This is a genomic window from Bradyrhizobium sp. BRP19 (assembly GCF_020194195.1).
Lineage (GTDB): Bacteria > Pseudomonadota > Alphaproteobacteria > Rhizobiales > Xanthobacteraceae > Bradyrhizobium > Bradyrhizobium yuanmingense.
This window is the reverse complement of sequence record NZ_JADYVZ010000038.1, coordinates 1-14050: the sequence shown is the minus strand read 5'-3', so window position 1 is coordinate 14050 and position 14050 is coordinate 1. Positions and strand designations below refer to the sequence as shown.

Sequence of the window (14050 nt, the reverse complement as noted above, 5' to 3'; positions counted from 1 at the left end):
TGGTCTGATGCATCGAATCGGGATCCTCGATTCATTGCTCTACTGGCTCAGCACTTTTCCCTTCAGGCTTGCCAGCCTGATTTGCCCACTGTTGTACTGGTGGTTCGGCATCACCATCGTGAACGCGTCGCTGTTGGAAATTATCAGTTACTATGTACCCTATTACCTAATGGTTCTGGTGTCCCTAAACTGGCTTTCAAAAGGCTTGTTTGTCCCGCTTCTTAACGATACTGCTCACCTGATCGCGGCCTGGCCCATCAGCCAAGCAGCTGCTCTCGGGCTTCTCACCAGCGGATCGCATAAATTCTCGGTGACGGCCAAAGGCGGCGACCGCACCAAGGTTGTTGTTCAATGGGCGTTGATGCGACCGTTTGTACTCCTGCTCGCTCTGACGATCGGCGGCCTGATCGTGCCGTTGAACTCCGATTTTGTCTTCGATACGTCCGCAACAGCGGGTGACAGCACGGCTATCGTGATGTTCTGGACAGTTTACAACATTCTGGTGCTGTCCGTGGCAGTCGTGGTGTGCATTGAGCGACCGCGATACGATCGACCTCAGCGCCAGATTCCAGAACCCATCACGTTGGTGATCCAAGGTGAGAAGCATCGCGGATGGCTTCTCAATCTGGGCCGAGGGGGCGCTCGAATCAGCGGTCCATCCGGACTTCCCGCCGGAGCAGCAGGGAAGCTCGACCTGCCCGGGATTAGCGGAGTAGACGCGCATGTTGCTGCGACTACTCGTGACGGCTATCGAGTCAAGTTCTCTCCAACTCCCGAGCAAAGCGCGAAAATTATCAAGAAGCTTCACACTGAATCCGCCATGCCAGGGGCCGATCGAGGGAACATCTTGCAAATGATCCGCGAGTTGGCGCGAGCTCTAACGAGTTGAGGAGCGCGAGATGCCGAAAAGACCGAGCCTACTCTCCTTGGTGTTCTGTGGAGGCGCCTTGCTCATATTGGTGCCGGCCGTGGTGACCGCGACGATCTACACGGCCTTGCTACAGCAAGGGGGAGAGCAGCTGCAGTTCGACGCGTTAAGAATTCGCGGCGAAATGAGTTCCGCGCTGTTGGCCCGTCGGCTCTATGGAGTTTGGATGGATGTAGCTAGGTCCGCTGAGCTCATTGACCTAACAGATCTTAAGCATGCGCGAGAACACATCGACTTCTTGAGCCGCCTTGATCGACGCTACACTTGGCTCGGCGTCGCGGATCTCGAAGGGACCATTCTCGCGGCTAAAGACGGCATGCTCGAAGGAGTAAGCGTTGCACAGCGACCTTGGTTTAGACGGGGCCTTGTCTCGCCGGCGGCTATCGATGTGCATGCCGCTCAACTACTGGCCACCCAGTTGCCTGCATCTCGTGAGCCCTATCGCTTTATCGACCTGGCAGCGCCGTTGCGCCGCGCCGGCTCCGTTGCCGGGGTCATCGGCGCTCACCTTGACTGGAAATGGGTCGCAGAAGGCATGGACTCGTTACAAGTACCCGGCATTGACGTGCTGCTGCTTTCGGGGGATCGAACCGTCCTGTTTGGTCCGCCGGATCTTATCAACCAGCCGCTCAACATCGGCTCCGCGCTTGCGGCTAGTCGCGTCACGACTGGGTCTCTGCGCGAACGTTGGCCTGACGGCAGGGACTACTTCACAGTGATCGTTCCGACGGTCGGCTTCGCGAACCTTCCAAGCTTCGGTTGGTCTCTTCTGGTTCGGCAGAGTGCCGACGAGGCGCTTGCGTCCACCCGTAATCTAATCCGATCATTCTGGAGTAGTTTCGGTGCTTGTGCCATCGCCACACTAGCACTACTCTTTTGTGCGGCGCAGTGGCTGAGGACGCCTCTTCGCCGGCTCTCGAATACAGCGGAGGCCCTCTTGCACGATCCATCCGCGCGCCCGCCATATTCGGAGACACGCTTCAATGAAGCGGCGAGGCTCAGTGACGCGCTAGCTCGCATCCAGTCGAAGCTGATGGGGCACTCTGTTCGCAATTCGATCCAAGGACCGGGTGGGGACAACTAGATGCGGTAATGGGCCCGGCTCCGGAGCAAGGGGTCATGATGGTGGCTGTCCCCCGATAGATGATGAAACGGGGTCACGACTTGAGTCGGCCCCAAGCATCTGGAGACGGAGGACAGCCGTGGAGAATTATGCCGGAATCGACGTGTCATTGGAACTGTCGAGCGTGTGTGTTGTGGACGCCCAGGGTAAGATCCTGAAGGAAGCGAAGGTCGCAAGCGAACCCGACGCCTTAGTTGACTTTTTTGAGACGCTCGGCTTTGCAGTGAAGCGGATCGGGCTGGAGGCTGGGCCGCTGTCGCAATGGCTGCATGCGGGCCTGAAAGGTGCAGGATTTGAAACAGTTCTGCTGGAAACGCGGCACGTGAAGGCCGCATTATCTGCAATGACGGTCAAGACGGATCGGAAGGATGCCCGCGGGATCGCCCAGTTGATCCGGATGGGATGGTTTCGGCAGGTACACGCAAAGTCGGTTGATGCGCAAGAGATCCGGGCACTCCTGATCGCACGCAAACAGCTTCTCGGGCGGCTGATCGATGTAGAATTAAGTATCCGAGGGATTTTGCGCGGCTTCGGTCTGAAGGTTGGCCCGGTGACGCGAAGGAATTTTGAAGCGCGGATTCGAGAGTTGGTTGCAGGCCAGGCGACATTGGAGCGCATTGCTGGTGCGATGCTTTCGGCACGATCGGCCCTGAAGGCAGAATACGGAAGACTACACAAGGCTGTGCTGGCAATTGTGCGTGATGATGCAGTCTGCCGCCGGCTTATGACAGTACCAGGCGTTGGCCCCCTGGTGGCCATCACCTACAAATCGGAGCTTGATGATCGTCATCGCATTGTAAAGTCAAAGGCAGCAGGCGCGCTGTTCGGGCTCACGCCAAAGAAATATCAATCGGGAGAAAAGGACGTCACGGGCGGAATCACGCTGGCCGGCGATGAGACGGTGCGGACGGCCTTGTATGAAGCCGCCAACGTTCTGTTATCGCGCATCACGCGGTTCTCAAAACTCAAACGCTGGGGGATGGACGTCGCCAAGCGGAGAGGCTCGAAGCGCGCAAAGGTCGCCTTGGCACGCAAGCTCGCAGTGATCCTGCATCGGATCTGGGTCGATGGCACGACTTACCGATGGGCCGAAGCGGGCTCAATCGCAGCATAGAAGACGTGGAGGAGATCGAGAACGCAACCGGGATGAACTGAAGCCCGGTGCCCGAAGTCCCGTCGCCGGGACGGTGGATGCGGTGAAGCCGTTACACGCCCAGTGGCCGTCGTCCGACGAACCACGCGTATCTAGATAGGCTCACCGCTCCCTCTGACAGCATGATGTGGCGGCCAGGCGTCGACCACGAACAGAAGCATGAGCTCGGCGGCGTGGCGTTCACTCGGGAGGCTTGACATCATCGGGCCCATTACAGAAGGTGTGTACTCAAATTCGTCTAGCGGATCAGGGCGGACCATGATTCAAGCTACCGAACATCGGGGCTAGGATCATGCGCTACGACCTGACGGATTTCGAGTGGAGTGATCGAACCCCTTAGTCCGTCGAGCAGGGCCTCGGCGCACGTCACGTCGTGGGCCTCGCCGGGGGTGATCATGAGGCGGACCGGGCGGCCTTTCGCGTCGACGCGCGCGTGGATTTTGGTGGTGAGGCCGCCTCGGCTTCGGCCCACACAACGATCTCCACTCTTTTTTTCACCCCGGAAGCATGCTGATGGACCCGCACGACCGAACTGTCGATCATCTGCACCTTGCCATCGTGTGCCTTGACGACCGCATCCATCAGCCGGTCCCAGATGCCGGCTTTGAGCCAGCGGTTGAAGCCGATTGTAAGCGGTCGTATAAGGCCCGTATCGCTCGGGCAGATCGCGCCACGGAGCTCCCGCGCGCAGGACCCAGAAGATGCCGTTGAGAACGCGGCGGTTGTTTCGATGCGCGCGCCGTCGTCATCGCCGACAAAGGCTACGATGCCGATCGTGTTCGTGCCCACATCCGTGATCAAGGTGTGATCCCCAACATTCCCAACAGATCCAACCGGAAGAAGAGGTTCCGGTGGAAGAAGACCATCTATCGCGAGCGCAACCACGTTGAGCGCTTCTTCAACAAACTGAAGCAGTTTCGACGCAACGCCACCCGCTACGACAAGCTCGGCGCCCAGGACTTGCCGCCCGCTTGCTTCAGGCTCTGTAGACGCGTCTGGCGTCCGGCTCGGTTGCTATGATGGAACGTATGGCGTAATAGCCCATGAGGACGCATTCGCGTTGAAGCATGTTGAGCCGGCTGCCGATCAGGAACGCGCGTGAAACGCGTTTCCAGTCGCTAGCAACTTAGACGGCAGAAGTCGATCAGGCGCGTCACCAACCTGGTCGGTGCCTTTTGCTTCTTCTGAACGACCCAACCCGGCCGCCCGCCTTTAATGGCCCCGATCCTCGGCGGGCGGCGATCGCCGCAGCCCGACTGAATTGTCGGCGCTCGAACCAGCTGTTCTTCTTGCGGAAGGCGTTGCGGATCGAGATGGTCGAGCTGATCAACACGCCTTTGGTTTTCTGCTCGCCGCGACGTGCCTTCTTGCCGTCACCGGCATCGCCGGCCTTCTTCAACGCCACGAAGGCGGCGACAATCCCAATTAGGATCTTACAAGGAAGAGTTCTTAGCGGTGGTGGTGGTTTCCGCGCGGCAATCCGGATGGAAGCGGCGATCCTCTGCCGATGACAGCAGGCAATGCTTCTCGATCGTATTATCGACGCGCCATCGGCCGATGGTGGCAGGTAGGGTCGAAATCTCCATCCCGACACACGATCTTGCACTACGCTCTTGTGAGCTTCGCTCCTTACGCAGCCGTTCTCGCTCGTAGACGGGCCGGCAGAAAGCTGCTCTCCTTGTCAGAAGTTGGACAATCCGCCTGTCAGACCTAGCGAGATCAAGGTCATCGTTTCGTGCCAGATGAGTGTCTGCTTTGGCACGACACCTGCACGGCCGTCCGCATCACGTGCGTCACCGCATAAACTCTTGAGGAACGGACCATGGTAAACGCAGAGACGCGCACGGGCGGCCACATTCATCTAGGATCGCTGCGTTATACACAAAGGTGGAGGATCGCATGTGCATAGTCGAGCACCCTGATTTCACTGCTAACCTGGATACGGTGATTCCGCCCATCCTATCGAATTTTGAGGCACACAGAAGCTCCTCATTTACCCACCCGTCCGGGCGGAGCTCTTTTCACTCCATACAATTTGGCCAAGCACGGCATGAGCGCGGCAATAACGAACCAGTGTTCATTTCACCTGCATAGCTATGGATCCAGGATAATGGCGCGCGGCCTCGATAGGTTTGGCTTGTGGTTAGCTCTGCCGACGGCTCTGCTGGTCGCTGCATGCAGTGGCGAACAGTCCAGCGACACGCCCGCCGCACCACCAGAAGTAAGTCTGCCCTTCGTCACGGTGCTGACGGTGAAGCCGGAGGCAGTGACGCTCGCTGACGAACTGCCGGGACGCGTGGCTGCTTACCGAACCGCCGAGATTAGGCCCCAGGTCGGCGGGATCATTGAGAAGCGCCTGTTCGACGAAGGTTCGGAGGTCCAGGCCGGGCAAGGGCTTTTTCAGATCAACCCTGATCCATTTAAAGCGGAGGTCGACAGCGCGGCCGCAGTGCTTCAGCGAGCTGAATCCAGTCTGGTGCGCTTTGAAAGTAAGTTCGAGCGTGCAAGACAGCTGGTGACGAGCAATGCGATCAGCCGTGATGCATATGATGATGCGATCGCCAATCTTGCTCAGGCGAAGGCGAATGTTGCCGAGGCACGGGCGATGCTCCAGCGCCGCAGGCTCGATTTGGCTTTCACAACAGTAAGGGCCCCGATCTCTGGGCAGATCGGCCCGGCGCTTGTTACTGAGGGCGCACTTGTCTCGGCTAACGGAGCCAAGGCTCTCGCGATCGTCCAGCAGATCGACCGGGTCTACGTTGATATTCGCCGACCTGCTGTGCAGATCGACGCGATCCGCGAGTCTGTTCAATCTAGGCAGCTTGATTATCTGTCTAAGGTGCCCGTTGAGATTAGCGCCACGAGCGGAAAGCCTTATCCGGTCACCGGGCGCGCGCTGTTCGCGGACGTCAACGTCGATCCCGGCACGGGCAATATCACCGTGCGCGTCGAGATGCAGAATTTGGGGCGCTTCTTGCTTCCAGGAATGTATGTCCGCGCCCGCTTACCCCGCGTGGTGCGGCATAGCGCATTGCTAGTGCCGCAGGAAGCCGTCATCCGGGATTTGGCGGGCCGAGCGCAACTCATCATCGTCGACCACAACAAGCAAGCGGCCCGACGCCCCATCGATGTGGGTGAGGTTGTGGATGGCCGCTACATTGTTACTTCGGGGTTAAAAGCCGGCGACGTTGTCGTGGTGCAGGGGCAGGAGCGCGTGCGGGATGGGGCCACGGTGCACTCGCAGCCATTCAAGCACGCCGCCGTGCAAGCCGAGCATTGAGAGAAGAGCTATGCCTCAGTTCTTTATCGAGCGGCCCGTCTTCGCATGGGTAATCGCTATATTTGTCGTTCTCTTGGGGGGCTTGGCAATCCCGCAACTGCCTGTCTCTCGCGCTCCAAACATCGCGCCGCCGACAGTCAGCATCTATGCAATGCATACAGGAGCCACACCTCAGGCGATCAACGACAGCGTTCTCAGTCTGATTGAAAGAGAGCTGTCGAGCGTCAAGAACCTGCTCTATTTCGAATCAACCGCCGATACGTCGGGCGAGGCGAGCATCACCGCTACGTTTAAGCCCGGCACCGATCTCGAAATGGCGAAGGTGGATGTCCAGAATCGCTTGAAGAGTGTCGAAGCGCGTCTTCCTGAGCCGGTGCGCAGAATCGGCGTTACTGTGGAATCGGCTTCCACCGGGTTTATCATGATTGTGACGCTCAGTTGCAACAATGGCCAATGTGACGAACTCGCCCTTGGCGACTACCTGTTGCGAATCCTTGCTCCTGAAATAAAGCGTGTTGAAGGCGTCGGTCGCGTGCAGGCTTTTGGCTCGGAACGCGCAATGCGCATTTGGGTTGATCCAACCAAGCTCTTGTCTTATTCGCTATCATTAACTGATATCATAGCAGCAATTCGGGCTCAGAACGCGCAGATCGCGCCGGGACGCGTCGGTTCGGAACCAACCGTGCCCGGGCAGAAGGTGAGCATCCCACTCACAGTTCAAGGACAATTGCAAACGCCAGAAGAATTTGCGGCCATATTGCTCCGTTCAGAGCCGGACGGCTCAAAGCTCGTGCTGGCCGATGTCGCGCGCGTGGAGCTGGGTGCACAAACTTACACTTTTGCAATCCGCGAGAACGGCAAACCGGCGACGGCTGCCGGGATTCAATTGACGCCGGGCGCAAATGCGATCCGGACGACCGCCGCCGTCCAGGCCCGTCTCGCCGAGCTCGCGCCGGCCATGCCGAACGAAATGAGTTACGCCGTAGCTTTCGAGACCGCACCTTTCGTGAAGATCTCGATCAAGAATGTTCTTCAGACCCTATTCGAGGCGATGATCCTCGTTTTCCTCGTCATGTTGCTGTTTCTTCAGGATGTCCGATACACACTGGTCCCGGCCATCACCGTCCCGATCTCACTATTAGGCACCTTCGCGGTGATGTGGATGGCCGGCTTTTCGATCAACGTGTTCACGATGTTCGGTATGGTATTGGCAATCGGTATCATTGTCGATGACGCTATCGTTGTAGTCGAGAATGTAGAACGCATCATGGCCACGGAGGGGCTGACGTCCAAAGCTGCTACGCAGAAAGCCATGAACCAGATCACAGGTGCGGTCATCGGTATCACGCTCGCTCTGTCAGCAGTGTTCGTTCCGATGGGGCTCACGAGCGGGTCGGTCGGCGAGATCTATCGGCAGTTTACATTATCGATGACGGTCTCGATCCTCTTTTCAGCTGTTCTTGCCCTCACATTGACACCAGTACTATGCGCAACGCTACTTAGTCCAATCGAGGGCGGCCATCATGAAAAACGAGGCTTCTTCTGCTCGTTCAATCGTACCCTTTACCGGTTGACCAACGCCTATGTCGGATGGGTTGCTAAAATGGTCACGAGGACCGGCCGGATGATGGTGCTCTATGCCGTCATCGGCGTTGTTCTCGCGGCTGCGTATATGCGTTTGCCGACATCGTTTGTGCCCGAAGAGGATCAAGGTAGTTTTTTGACGACCTTCGTCCTGCCCGCCGACGCGACGGCAGGGCGCACCATCGAAACTGTGAATCGGTATGACCAACATGTGGGGTCACGCCCAGACATTGCGGGCAACCTCTCGCTAATCGGTTACGGATTTTCCGGCTCTGGGCCGAACACCGCGACCTCGTTCACGACACTCAAGGATTGGAGCGTACGGAGCGGGACGATCGACGACGAGATTGACAGCGCGACGGCAGCCATGGTCAGCGCACCGGAAGGGCTGATCATGAGTTTGAAGCCGCCTGCCATCGAATCACTAGGGACCACTTCCGAGTTTTCCTTGCGTTTAGAGGATAGAGCCAATCGCGGCGTTGCTGCATTGATGGCAGCACAAGCCCAGTTGTTGCAGCTTGCGGCTCAAAGCAAACTCGTGGGAAACGTCCATGTTGAAGGCCTGCCAAGCGCGCCGAACGTGAAGCTGCAGATCGATCGACAGAAGGTTGAAGCGCTGGGTGTATCGTTCATCGCGGTCAGTGATACCCTCACGGCTGCCATCGGGTCAACTTATGTCAATGATTTTCCGAATGCTGGACGCATGCAACAGGTGATCGTGCAAGCCGATGCTGCGACCCGAATGCAGGTTGACGACGTGCTTAGGTTGTATGTCAGCAACAATGCAGGCGCCATGGTGTCCCTGTCAGAGCTCGTCACGCCAATCTGGGAAACTAGCCCCCTCCAGTTCGTCCGTTATAACGGCTATCCGGCTGCACGCATTGCAGGCAGGCCTGCACGCGGGATATCCAGTGGCGACGCGATGCTGGAAATGGAAGGACTAGCGTCACAATTGCCGGCAGGTTTCGCGGTTGAATGGACTGGGCAGTCGCTGCAGGAAAAGCAATCCGCCTCGCAGGCTCCCTTCCTGCTTGCTCTCTCCATGCTGGTCATCTTTCTGGTGCTAGCTGCGCTTTACGAGAGTTGGTCAATACCGTTCTCGGTGATGCTTGTCGTACCGCTTGGAATCATCGGTTCTGTTCTTGCAGTCCATCTTCGTGGGCTCGAGAATGACGTCTTTTTCAAAATCGGTCTAATAACCATTGCCGGACTTTCAGCCAAGAACGCGATCCTCATCGTTGAGTTCGCCCAGCATCTTCGCATTCAGGGGCATTGCCCAATGAAGGCCGCCGTCGAAGCAGCCGGACGTCGATTGCGGCCGATTCTGATGACCTCGCTGGCCTTTGCACTCGGTGTGGTCCCGCTGATGCTTGCCCGTGGCGCCAGCGCCGAAACCCAGCGCGCGATCGGGACCGGCGTATTCGGTGGGATGATCTCAGCAACGGTCCTTGCTGTGTTCTTTGTGCCGGTCTTCTACGTCGTAGTCATGAGATATTTCGGGCGTGGCAAAGAACGCGCAGCCATGCGAGCCCACTAGCTACGCCTTCCAGCAGGCCCCGAAACCGCTTTCTAGATTGAGACACTCGTCTTATATAGCACTTTCGAGCAGAGCTATGCAGTAAAGTAGGTGATGACGGCTTGAGATGGGCAGCGTATCGAGGCGGATGCCGGATACCACAGAACCTCTCAAAAAGAGCGATACGCCATGACCGAGCGTCGCGGCCAACTCGTCGCGCAAGCTTCTAACGTCGTAGGCTCGATCAGTCGACGACGCGGGCTACGTGGGTGTTGCCACGAGTAATCAAGAAAGAAGCGGGGCGCCCAATATTGTCGATCAACGCTTGGATTTTGGTGGTTGTTCGCCGCGCGAGCGGCCGATCGCATTGTTGAAGGTCCTCCTTTTTGGGCCGGCCGCGGGGGCCATGGGCTTTGATTTAGCTGGAATCCACCGAGATCGAGCCGGACACGCCGCTTGATTCAGTCAGAGCGTAAAAACGTTCGTCCAATCCCCGCTCGGCTCCAGCGACTGACGCCGTTGTAGATCGTTGTGTAAGGACCGTAGACTTCCGGGCAATCACGCCAGCGCGAACCTGCTTCTAGCAAGTGGACACTGCAGTTGATCACGCATCGATCATCGACCCGATGCGCTCCCTTGCGCCCTCGCCGGCAACAACGGCTCAATCCGCCGCCATTCCGCGTGGCTGAGCCAGTCCTCACCGCGCTTGATCCAGCGCAACCTTGAATGCGTCCGGCCATGCTATGTCGCTTCAGAATGTCGAATTGCAATCGAGGCAAGTTATGAAGGCGTATTTCATCGGAGCTGGCATCGGATCGCTCGCGGGCGCGGCATTCCTCGTTCGCGACGCGCAGGTGTCGGGGCGCGATATCGTGATCTACGAGCCACAGCCGCTGGTCGGCGGCAGCCTCGACGGCGCGCTGCTTGCGAACCGCGCTTATTCGCTGCGCGGCGGGCGCATGCTCACCACCGATCACTACGAATGCACCTGGGACCTGCTGTCGAGCATTCCGTCGCTCGAACATCCCGGCCTCAGCGTGCGCGAGGAGACGATCGCGTTCAATCTGGAGAATCCGGCGCTTTCGCAGGCGCGGCTGGTCGACCGCAACCGCTTCAAGATCGATGTGACTCATATGGGCTTCTCGGCGCGCGACCGACTCGAGCTGCTGCGGCTCACCGAGGCCTCAGAGGAGACGCTCGGCAACAGCCGCATCACCGACTGGCTGTCGCCGAACTTCTTCGAGTCGAATTTCTGGTACATGTGGCAGACCACCTTCGCCTTCCAGCCCTGGCATAGCGCCCTCGAGCTGAAGCGCTATCTGCACCGCTTCATGAACGAGTTCCCGCGGATCGAGACCCTCGCCGGCGTCAAACGCACGGTCTACAATCAGTACGACGCGATCGTGCGGCCGCTTGCCGACTGGCTGAAGCAGCAGGGCGTGCAGTTCGTGCTCGGCACGGCTGTCATCGACATGATGCTCGAGGACGAGGGCGGGCGCATGCGCGTCCGCCAGCTCATGCTCGACCGCGACGGCCGCACCGCCAATGTGCGCCTCGAGGACGACGACCTCGTGTTCTTCCAGAACGGCTCAATGACGGACGCCTCGAGCCTCGGCACCATGACGGATCCGGCGCCGCACCTGACCAAGAAGGATAGCCAGGGCTGGGCGCTGTGGGAGAGGATCGCGAAGGGACGTCCCGAATTCGGCAATCCGTCCGCGTTCAACACCTCAATCCCCGAATCCTACTGGCTGTCGTTCACCGTTACCTGCAGAGATCCCCGCTTCTTCGACAAGATGGAGGCGTTCTCCGGCAACAGGGCCGGCACCGGCGGGCTCGTCACGTTCAGGGATTCGAACTGGCTGATGTCGGTGGTGCTGTATCATCAGCCGCATTTCGCTGGGCAGCCGAAGGACGTGCAGGTGTTCTGGGGCTATGCGCTGCACCCCGATCGCGTCGGCAATTTCGTGGCCAAACCAATGTCCGAGAGCGGCGGCGCCGACATCCTGAACGAGCTATGCGGGCACCTCAACTTCGATCGCGAAATGTTGGAGACCGCGACCTGCATTCCCTGCCGCATGCCCTACATCACCAGCATGTTCATGCCGCGCAATCTGGCCGACCGGCCGATGCCGGTGCCGAAGAATTCGGTCAACCTCGCCTTCGTCAGCCAGTTCGTCGAGATCCCCCATGACGTCGTCTTCACTGTCGAATATTCGGTGCGCGCGGCGCAGATGGCGGTCTATCAGTTGATGAAGGTCGATCGCCCGGTGCCGCCGGTGACCCGTTACGACAAGTCGCTCGCGGTGATCTTCGCGACGCTGAAGAAGGCTTTCGGGTGACGCATTCCCGGGACGGCGTCGCGATCGCGCGACTGCAAGCGGCAGTCTGACGTGAAAGACGGCGCCCCTGACGGGACGTTTTCGGCCCCGATGCGGCCGCCATGCGCTTCGACGATGGTATGCGCGATGGAGAGGCCTATGCCCATGCATAGGACGCCGTGACCTGCGTCGGTGATAGAGATAAGGGCGAGGTCGCCCTCGGCGAGACTCGTTCGCCGAGCAGGACCATGTCGCCACGCGAGTGTCTGCGGGCGGGCTCCGTGACCAGGCAAGGGTCACGCGCTGATCTACAGCGAGAGCCTCATCTCGCCCGTCCTGGGACCGGACTGGAGGCGGGCGTGGTGCTGGTGCAGGGGCTGATGAGAGCCGTTCTGCTGCGCGAGCGCCGGTTGCTCTTCGTGGACGAGGTCGAGGCGCGCCAGCGCATGTCGGAGCTCGCCCACATGAACCGCCGCGCGACCGCGGGAGAGATGTCCGTTTCACCCGCACACGAGCTGAACCAGCCGCTCGCCGACATTCTGATCAATACCGAGCCGGCCCAGCAGATATACAGAATCTGGCACCCGACCTCGGCGAGATCGGGGGCGCCCTTGACCACATCCGCCGTGACGGTCAGCGAACCGCTGAAGTCATCGGCCGGCTGCGGGCCTTCCTAAAGCGAGACACGACCTAACGGCGCGAGCGCGCCCCAATGCCCACGGTCTGCGAGGTGTTTCGATTCCTGTCCGTGCAGGCCCTGCTCAACGATGTCGAACTGCGCTCTGCTTAGAGCTAATACCATTCAAGCGCCCCCCGCTGAGAAGCTTCAATCACAGTCTAATCCCAGATGGAATCCTTTATTGAGTACAGACCTAGCACTACTTTGGCAGATTTATTCACGCCGCTGCTTTTCGCCGATTTGTCTTCTGCAGTGGGGGCATCGCTGAGGTCGCGGTTGAACGATGCGATCGACGATGGCTTGGCGTACGGCCGGCAGGCTCGGCTGAGGCGGTGGACCGTTGATTCTTTTTTTTCCGCCCCGCTTCTGCGAGACGGCAATGCTGGAGGAATGCGTAAGCGATCATGGTCATGAGCGCATGACGATGAAGGCCCTGCCAGGATCGTCCCTCGAAGTGATCAAGCCCGAGTTCCTCTTTCAACTGCTGATGGGCCTGTTCGCAAATCCATCGCGCCTTGATCGTGGCAGCTAACATGCGCAGAGTCGTCTTGGGCGTGGTACCAATCAGCACCAGCATGCATTCGCTGTGATCTTCCATGCGGGCCTGCAGGTACACGCCATCGGCCCAGATGTAGACATAGCGACGCGCCGACAGATCGCGTCTCTGCCAGCGTTCGTACTCGACCTGCCAATCGGCCTTCAGGCCGGCGATCACCGAAGGCGACAGGTTCGGCGCATCCTTGCCGAGCAGCGCCGAGAGCGCGTCCTGGAAGTCGCCGGTCGAGATGCCGCGCAAATAGAGGACCGGGATCAAGGCATCCAGGCTCTTCGTCCGCCGCGCCCATAGCGGCAGGATTGCCGAACTGAAGCGGAGGCGGTCGCCTGGCCCGCTCGCTCCGCGGTCGCGGACCTTGGGACGAGCGACCTCCACCGGACCGATGCCGGTCGCAATCTCGCGTACCGGACCGTGCCCATGTCGGACCAGGCGCGCTCGACCATCGGGCAGCGTCAGATTGGCCGTGCTGGCCAGAAACGCGCCAACCTCGATCTCGATCGCCCTAGCAAGCAGGTCCCGCGCGCCGGCTCGAACGATATCGGTCAGTGGATCATCAACCGCGGACGGCTGACGGAAAGCAAGAACATTGGTAGTCTCGGTCATGGCGTATCGCTCTCCTCAAGAGGTTCTGGCAGGCTCGTCACCCGCCTCGATACGCCGCCTTTCCTCACACCGTCATCACCCAGATTCCGCCATAGCTCCTTGATCCCGTGCTTCCTGGCCAGGCGGTTGAGCCCCTTGATCGCCGCGTGCAGCAGCTTGGCATCGGTCGGGAAGGTGATCGCCTTCGGCTGCACGGTGGTATGTGCGCCATGACGGCGCGAAGAAGGAGGTTGAGTATGTAGACCATCTTCCGAGCAGCCTTGCTGCGCAAGAGATGAGGGCAGGCCCCTCGGACTCGGATTGCAGG

General features: G+C 59.3%; 12 protein-coding genes and 1 pseudogene. 8 read left to right on the top strand and 5 right to left on the bottom strand.

The window, feature by feature from the left end; genetic code table 11:
* The 3 genes from I6F36_RS37805 to I6F36_RS37795 all read left to right on the top strand — a co-directional run.
* A partial coding sequence (locus tag I6F36_RS37805) for a PilZ domain-containing protein (protein WP_225143822.1) occupies positions 1 to 889 on the top strand: 889 nt, incomplete at its 5' end.
* A gap of 10 nt (positions 890 to 899) precedes the next feature.
* Positions 900 to 2012 carry a cache domain-containing protein gene (locus tag I6F36_RS37800; RefSeq protein WP_225143815.1) on the top strand — a complete coding sequence of 371 codons (1113 nt, stop codon included), beginning with the start codon at positions 900 to 902 and terminating at the stop codon, positions 2010 to 2012.
* Between the two features lie 118 nt (positions 2013 to 2130).
* A complete protein-coding gene (locus I6F36_RS37795) occupies positions 2131 to 3165 on the top strand; it encodes an IS110 family transposase (RefSeq protein ID WP_225143813.1) in 1035 nt (344 codons plus the stop codon).
* 307 nt (positions 3166 to 3472) lie between these two features.
* On the opposite strand, the gene I6F36_RS37790 is transcribed toward I6F36_RS37795, so the two are convergent.
* Entirely contained in the window at positions 3473 to 3895 is a 423-nt protein-coding gene (locus I6F36_RS37790) for a transposase (protein WP_369418490.1), read from the bottom strand.
* A gap of 56 nt (positions 3896 to 3951) precedes the next feature.
* On the opposite strand from I6F36_RS37790, the gene I6F36_RS40120 reads away from it, so the two are divergent.
* Positions 3952 to 4224: a transposase gene (locus I6F36_RS40120; RefSeq protein WP_225143823.1), complete on the top strand. Its 273-nt coding sequence runs from the start codon at positions 3952 to 3954 to the stop codon at positions 4222 to 4224.
* 133 nt (positions 4225 to 4357) lie between these two features.
* On the opposite strand, the gene I6F36_RS37780 is transcribed toward I6F36_RS40120, so the two are convergent.
* Entirely contained in the window at positions 4358 to 4609 is a 252-nt protein-coding gene (locus I6F36_RS37780) for a hypothetical protein (RefSeq protein ID WP_225143811.1), read from the bottom strand.
* A 705-nt stretch (positions 4610 to 5314) separates the two neighbouring features.
* Here I6F36_RS37780 and I6F36_RS37775 point away from each other — a divergent pair.
* On the top strand, positions 5315 to 6484 hold the full coding sequence (locus I6F36_RS37775) for an efflux RND transporter periplasmic adaptor subunit (RefSeq protein WP_225143799.1): 1170 nt from the start codon (positions 5315 to 5317) through the stop codon (positions 6482 to 6484).
* A gap of 10 nt (positions 6485 to 6494) precedes the next feature.
* Complete coding sequence (locus I6F36_RS37770) at positions 6495 to 9605, top strand: multidrug efflux RND transporter permease subunit (protein ID WP_225143797.1); 3111 nt, start codon at positions 6495 to 6497, stop codon at positions 9603 to 9605.
* A gap of 440 nt (positions 9606 to 10045) precedes the next feature.
* Here I6F36_RS37770 and I6F36_RS40115 read toward each other — a convergent pair whose 3' ends face one another.
* A complete protein-coding gene (locus I6F36_RS40115) occupies positions 10046 to 10324 on the bottom strand; it encodes a transposase (protein ID WP_225131477.1) in 279 nt (92 codons plus the stop codon).
* Positions 10325 to 10327: 3 nt separating this feature from the next.
* Between I6F36_RS40115 and I6F36_RS37760 the strand changes: the two genes are divergently transcribed.
* Together I6F36_RS37760 and I6F36_RS37755 are read left to right on the top strand one after the other, a co-directional pair.
* Positions 10328 to 11926 (top strand): oleate hydratase, encoded by a 1599-nt coding sequence (locus tag I6F36_RS37760; protein ID WP_225131487.1) that lies wholly within the window; start codon positions 10328 to 10330, stop codon positions 11924 to 11926.
* A gap of 338 nt (positions 11927 to 12264) precedes the next feature.
* Positions 12265 to 12582, top strand: coding sequence for a hypothetical protein (locus I6F36_RS37755; protein WP_061877864.1), 318 nt, complete (start codon positions 12265 to 12267; stop codon positions 12580 to 12582).
* Between the two features lie 219 nt (positions 12583 to 12801).
* On the opposite strand, the gene I6F36_RS37750 is transcribed toward I6F36_RS37755, so the two are convergent.
* Positions 12802 to 13743 (bottom strand): transposase, encoded by a 942-nt coding sequence (locus tag I6F36_RS37750; protein ID WP_225143795.1) that lies wholly within the window; start codon positions 13741 to 13743, stop codon positions 12802 to 12804.
* Positions 13740 to 14050, bottom strand: a pseudogene (locus I6F36_RS37745) (hypothetical protein); the annotation flags it as partial. The pseudogene I6F36_RS37745 and the gene I6F36_RS37750, both read right to left, overlap by 4 nt.

Bases quoted from the DNA above. Each gene is read 5' to 3' on its own strand.
- I6F36_RS37800 (WP_225143815.1), top strand. From the start codon at position 900: ATGCCGAAAAGACCGAGCCTACTCTCCTTGGTGTTCTGTGGAGGCGCC.
- I6F36_RS37775 (WP_225143799.1), top strand. From the start codon at position 5,315: ATGGCGCGCGGCCTCGATAGGTTTGGCTTGTGGTTAGCTCTGCCGACG.
- I6F36_RS37770 (WP_225143797.1), top strand. From the start codon at position 6,495: ATGCCTCAGTTCTTTATCGAGCGGCCCGTCTTCGCATGGGTAATCGCT.
- I6F36_RS40115 (WP_225131477.1), bottom strand. From the start codon at position 10,324: ATGGCCGGACGCATTCAAGGTTGCGCTGGATCAAGCGCGGTGAGGACT.
- I6F36_RS37760 (WP_225131487.1), top strand. From the start codon at position 10,328: ATGTCGCTTCAGAATGTCGAATTGCAATCGAGGCAAGTTATGAAGGCG.
- I6F36_RS37750 (WP_225143795.1), bottom strand. From the start codon at position 13,743: ATGACCGAGACTACCAATGTTCTTGCTTTCCGTCAGCCGTCCGCGGTT.